The organism is Bacteroidales bacterium, assembly GCA_014860575.1.
Lineage (GTDB): Bacteria > Bacteroidota > Bacteroidia > Bacteroidales > JAAYJT01 > JAAYJT01.
In genome coordinates this window covers 22,462-28,908 of record JACZJK010000017.1, presented here as the reverse complement: position 1 = coordinate 28,908, position 6,447 = coordinate 22,462, and the positions used below count along the sequence as shown (strand labels likewise).

The window sequence follows — 6,447 nt, the reverse complement described above, 5'->3', positions numbered from 1 at the left end:
TAATTTCATCGAGGCTTATATCGGTGGTCAGATACTCCTGAACAACTTTCAACTTAAAATCGTCCGGATAAAAGTTTACTTTTCTCTTCATAATCCTGTTTTTAGTTTACTTTTCGTGTAAACCTATTTCAGGACTAGACAGGGCGTGGTTTCATTCATATGCTGCTGCCTTCCATCACTCCATCACTCCATCACTCCATTACTCCATTACTCCATTACTCCACCAATTTACCAATGGATAAATTGACCATTTAACCCGCCATCCCACGCACAAAGGCCAGTGCTTACGGCGGGCAAGCCAATTAACCATTCACTACTCCAATAAACCCACCGCAGCATCACAGTATTACAAAACTACTCTCTGATAAAATCCTTATACTTCAATTCCACCAATTTTCCGTATTTCTCAAGTTCCTTGCGGTCAATGCCTTTGAGGTTGCCGCTTACTGAAATCAGCAACGGTTTGTTGCCAAGCTGGTCTTTGTAAAATTTTACAACATCATTGAAATCAATACGGTTGTAAATGGAATAGCGAAATTCCCTGGGATCGGAATCATAGCCTTGCATACGCCAGCGGGCAACCGTGTTTCCAAGTTCACGGAAACCGGGCTGGGAAGTGTATACCGATTGCATCAGGGCTTTGCGTATGCCTTCCATGCGATCCGGCTTAGATGGCATCTGCAGGATCAGTTCGCTCATGGCCTGAATTCCATCCAAAGTTTTGTCGCTCTGTGTGTTCATGTAACCCATCAAGTGTGCAGGGCCTGTTTTAAGGAATGCCGGATTATAAACAGCATATGCTGCATACGACAAGGAGCGGAACTCACGAATTTCCTGGAAAACCAGCGAACTCATTCCCGAACCAAAATATTCGTTAAAGGCATTGGTGAGCGCCTTATCCTGTTCGCTGAGCACATTGCCCTGAACATAAAAATTGATGTTGCTTTGCCTTGCCTTCCCGTTATGATGCAGATAGATTGTGTTTTCAGAAAAATCCTGTCGCGAAAGCTCAATATAATCGGCTCTTAAAGGTTTATCTGCTAATTGAATGCTTCCTGCAATGGCGCTTCTGGCTTCCTCAAATTTTAAGCTGCCGGTATAAATTATATCCGCGTTATAGGTAAGTACTTCTCTAAATAAGGAGATCAACTGTTCGCCTTTAAGCTTTTTTGCTTCGTTATAGGTCATATTGCGGATGTCCGCAGCATTATCGGCATACAATGCGTATTTAAAAAGCGCATTGCCAATAGACATAGGATCATCGCGGCGCATTTTATTATTGCTCTTGATCCCCTGGAGGAATTTCTCCAGTTGTGTATCGTCAATTCCGGGACTTATAAGCATTTCGTTAACCAATTGCAGGGTCGGAATAAATTTATCATCAAAACCATCCACCTGAACCGTTACTGAATTATCATCACTATAAAATGATAATGAAGCACCAAGTTGTTGCAGTTCGCTCCGGTATTCCTGAAAAGTCTTTTGATCGGTTCCCACAAGATTTATATACTGAACCGCGCTCGAAAGCAATTTATCGTGCAAATCTCCCTTCTTGTACTTTATATTCAACGTAAACACATCGTTGTAAGGATTGTGGGTATGATAGAAGTCATAGCCGTCTTTGATCGGTTCGAACCTGACATCCTCGCCAAATGAAATAAAATTGGGTTCAGGCCAGCTTTCAGGATAAGCATCGAGCCTGCGGGCAAACTCCGATTTTTTATCAGCGTTTTGCGGGATCACAGGTTCCCATTCGGGTTTTTCAAGTTTATCTTTCTTTGGGAACCCCATCTTTGACCAGTAAACAAGACGATCATTTCCCAGGTAGGCATTTGCAACCCGGATCACATCATCGCGGCTAATCTTTTCAATTGCATCCATTTCCTCAATGATATCATCCCAGGTTTTGTTTTCCGTAAAGGCTTCAATCAGCAGGTAAACGCGGTTTTCAGCAGTTTCGAGGCTGCGCTGATATTCTTTGAGGTATTCGAGTTTGATGGCTTCAAGGAGTTCGTCGGTAAACGAGCCGCTTCGCAATGCAAGCAATCCTTCATCAACCAGGGATTCTGCTTTTTTGAAACTTTGCCCGATAATTTTAGGTACAAACAAGATGAGGTAGCTTCCATGATCAGGCGCCTGCAAGGCCATGGGCTGTACCGCCATAATTTTATTTTCCATCATCATCTTGTCGAAGATTCCGGTACCGGCTCCATTAGATAAAAGTTTGGTGGCAATTTTCAATGCCTGGTCGTCGGAGTGGCCGGCAGGAACTGCCCTGAAACCCATGATACCTATTCGTATTGGGCTCAGACGAACTTGTTTGAACTCCCTGTTATTAAACTGAGCCAGGGGATATTCAGGAAGTTCGGACATTTCGGCGCTTCGCCAATTTCCGAATTTCTCCTCTATCATGGGCATAATATCTTCTGTGTTAAAGCTTCCGGCTAGTATCAGCGCCATGTTATTGGCCACATACCATGTATTATAGAATTCCAGCATCTTGCTGAGGCGTGGGTTTTTCAGATGTTCAGTCAGGCCGATGATAGGTGTAGAATATGGGTGATCCTTGTACATGGTTTGCAAAAAATCCTCTATCATCATCTGAACCGGGATATCGCTATAAAGGTTCTTTTCTTCATACACCGTTTCGAGTTCGGACTGGAATAACCTGAACACCGGGTTGCGGAACCGCTCAGCATAAATCTCCATCCATTTCTCCAGCTGGTAAGCCGGAAACGAATTATAGTAAACGGTTTGCTCGAAACCTGTGCCGGCATTAAGGCCAGTTCCTCCAATGTCGCGCAATAAAACATCCGTTTCGTTAGGGATAGCATATTCTGCGGCTTTAATTGATAAACGGTTTATATCCCGCTGAATTTCCAGACGAATGTTTTCGTCGGTTGCCTCTGCAAGGCGATCGTAAAACAGTGAGATGCTGTCTAAATAAATCTTCTCGGATTCCCAGTCAACGGTTCCGATGCGATCAGTGCCCTTGAACATAATATGCTCAAAGTAATGGGCAATACCGGTGGCATCCTGAGGATCGTTGCGACTTCCGGTTTTAACAATCACAGCGCCAAAGATTTCGGGTTTGCTATGATCTTCATTCAGATAAACTGTAAGGCCATTGGCCAGTTTGTAGGTCTTTACTTCCAGGGGATTGCCTGCAATAAGGCAGAAAGGAAGCGTGCTCAGCAAAAAGAGCAGGGTCAGGGTTTTGAGGTTTTTCATGATGAGAAGGAGTTAAGAGTAATGAATTACAAATGACGAATTACGAATGACGATTGGGTTTGCGACATAGGCAAATTAAAATTGGTAAAATGTGGCTGAAGCCCTGATTATTGAAATATTCAATTGCCCTCGGCTTCAGCCAACGGAATTGAAGTTCAACAAATTTAAAGGCTTTAGCCGCATAATCAAACTATTAAGCGTGTACCCGAGTTTGAAGAAGCCAAATTACTACAATAAGATGTAACAAAAACTGGTTTAACAATTTTTATAAACCCGGTCGTGATCAAAAAAATTTCAAACTGACAAAAGCAATAAGATAGAGGCTGTCTCAAAAAGTCAAATCTTGTCATCCTGATCGGCCGCGGCGGATCAGGATGACATAGAAGATCGGAAATAGTGTTCAAACCCCAACCATCTCAGGCTGGAAAACATCAGTCAGTGCTACCGACTTCCTGATTTCCTCATTCGAAACCTCAACATCGCTTAGCTCGCCCGATAGGTAAGCTTCATAGGCTGCCATATCAAAATAGCCATGTCCGCAAAGATTGAAAAGGATCGTACGGCTCACACCTTCTTCACGGCAGCGAATAGCCTCGTCAATTACGCTGGCAATGGCATGGTTTGCTTCAGGTGCGGGAATAATTCCTTCGGCACGAATAAAATCCATTCCGGCTTCGAAACAGCGTTGCTGTGTTTGGGAAGCAGCTTCAATAAACCCATCTTTCAGCAATTGGCTCACCAGCGCACCAGCCCCGTGATAACGCAATCCACCGGCATGGATCGGAGAAGGCATAAAACTGCTCCCTAATGTGTACATGGGCAGCAAAGGGGTCATACCGGCGGTATCACCGAAATCATACCTGAACTCACCCCTTGTTAGTTTAGGACAGGATGATGGTTCAACAGCAATAAAACGGATGTTCTGATTTTCGGCAAGGTTCAGACGTAAAAACGGAAAAGCAATCCCGGCAAAATTGCTTCCACCGCCAAACGGAGCAACCACAATATCGGGCATATAACCGGCCTTTTCCATTTGTATAATGGCTTCCTGCCCGATAACCGTCTGGTGAAGTAACACATGGTTGAGTACACTTCCCAGCGCATAATGCGTATGCGGGTCGCCGGCAGTACGTTCAATGGCTTCGGAAATGGCAATTCCAAGGCTTCCGTGCGAACCGGGATCGGATTCAAGGATCGCACGGCCAGCTCCCGTAAGCACCGATGGCGAAGCATGTACTTTTGCTCCGAAAGTATTCATCATGATCTTGCGATACGGTTTACCATCGTAGCTGACCTTTACCATGAACACTTCGCATTCGAGGCCGAAAATCTGGCAGGCATAGGCAAGCGCTGATCCCCACTGCCCCGCGCCTGTTTCTGTTGTAATCCGACGGATGCCTTCGGCCTTGTTGTAAAATGCCTGGGCCACCGCAGTATTGGGTTTGTGCGAACCGGCCGGGCTTACACCTTCATATTTATAAAAGATCCGGGCAGGTGTGTCAAGAAGTTTCTCAAGCCCTCGTGCCCTGAATAAAGGCGTTGGCCTCCAGCGTGTATATATATCACGGACCTCGGACGGAATTTCGATATATCTCTCGCCCGAAACCTCCTGAAGAATCAGTTCACGGGGAAACAGGGGTTCGAGCATATCCGGCGTGATTGGTTCCTTTGTTCCGGGGTGGAGGGGCGGAAGCGGTTTATTGGGCATATCAGCCAGGATGTTATAATAAAACCTTGGTATTTCATTTTCTGAAAGGGTTATTTTGCGTTCCATAATGCTATTTTTAAGTTATTAGGTATTTATTTTGTTTAATTAACTCCTGAGTGTGCGGGATTTTTTGTGATGCAGTAATGCAGTGTTGCAGTGTTGCAGTAGCTGAGTTTCTAGTTGTCGAGGCCTGGAGTAATGTATTTAATTGCCAACTCACCTGCCGCCGAAGGGCAGCTTCTTATTGCCAACTGCTTTTTGCCAACTGCCTGATCATCCCTAAAATTTATTCTCACTGCGAAAAAAGTTAATCAAGCCGGTAAACCGGAAATGGTGATGTGAACCAATATGTTTCTTGATTACAACAGAGCTAAAAGCTCCCAGGGGGTTCTATGATAGGATACAGGCAGCCGATGGGGCTTGCCACCAAGCCCAGATGTTCAGAAGGAAAGATGATATGATCACGTTGTGGAACATCCGCTAAAATTTGATACAAATGTAAGTGCTATTAAAGCGAACAGTACGGAAAATAAAAAAATTGTGAAATTTTTAACATTTGAACCACCTCCCGTCCGACCGCTCAAAGCGGTCTGACGGATAATGCAGGGTTGGTTCTGCTGCATAAGAATTGTTTTAATATGGAATTATTAAAGCATAAGGTTTCAGGGCGTGAGAGCAAGCCTGAAAGCGGGCCGGCGGCAGGTGTAAGTTGAAAAATACCTGGAAATTCAGCAAAGGTGAGATCAGCAAAAAATGACAAAAAGAGAGTTAATTTTGCTCTTGTGGGAAGATTACGGATGTACAAATAATTGAACAATAGTTCTTACATCCCCAAATACCTCAGCCATTCATAAACCAGAAATGCAGGCCAAACAAGTGCTTTCAGGACGCCAATCACACCGCCCCAGAAGGTGGTAGCTGTTGTGATATAATAAATTACTGCACCAATTAAACCAAGCCCGTACACAGCGTTGTTGTTGCTATGCTTGTGGATCTTCTTTATTTTGGTAACCTTTGCCGGTTGAGGTGTTGTTTGTTCTGTCATAATAATAGAATTTAGGTGTTGTCATTAAAAATTATACTATTTCTGTTTTGCTTTAAAAATAACGCTTGTGATCAGCTCAATCAGCAAACCGTAAATAACGCCCATCACAACTGTTGAAGCAAACATCATTTCTTTTGTAAATTCCGGATTCTCAGGCGCCATCATTCCGCTAAATGACAATGGCAGGCTGAAAAGAAATCCCATCAGAATACCATGTATGGCCCAATGCCCAAGTTTCAGGCTACTGGTCCCAATGGCAAAACCGATAAGAGTCCTGCTGATAATGATTTGAAGCGCAACAGGCATGGGAAGGCTACCGGAGCTTGACGCAAAACCGTAGCATACGAATCCGAACAAAAGGCCAGAAAGCGTTGCAATGATTAGACGTTTCATAAAAATCAAATTTAAAGGTGATGAATGATGAAGAATTGATGATGTGCCAAATGTATGAACGAATTTGGTT

The 6,447-nt window shown here is 44.0% G+C and carries 4 protein-coding genes; all 4 read right to left on the bottom strand.

The window, feature by feature from the left end:
• Window positions 1-354 precede the first annotated feature (354 nt).
• Entirely contained in the window at window positions 355-3,231 is a 2,877-nt protein-coding gene (locus IH597_04375) for an insulinase family protein (protein MBE0661685.1), read from the bottom strand.
• A gap of 400 nt (window positions 3,232-3,631) precedes the next feature.
• Window positions 3,632-5,005, bottom strand: a complete 1,374-nt coding sequence (locus IH597_04370; GenBank protein ID MBE0661684.1) for a TrpB-like pyridoxal phosphate-dependent enzyme — start codon at window positions 5,003-5,005, stop codon at window positions 3,632-3,634.
• A 757-nt stretch (window positions 5,006-5,762) separates the two neighbouring features.
• On the bottom strand, window positions 5,763-5,942 hold the full coding sequence (locus IH597_04365) for a hypothetical protein (protein ID MBE0661683.1): 180 nt from the start codon (window positions 5,940-5,942) through the stop codon (window positions 5,763-5,765).
• Window positions 5,943-6,020: 78 nt separating this feature from the next.
• Window positions 6,021-6,377 (bottom strand): hypothetical protein, encoded by a 357-nt coding sequence (locus IH597_04360; protein MBE0661682.1) that lies wholly within the window; start codon window positions 6,375-6,377, stop codon window positions 6,021-6,023.
• Window positions 6,378-6,447: the final 70 nt, after the last annotated feature.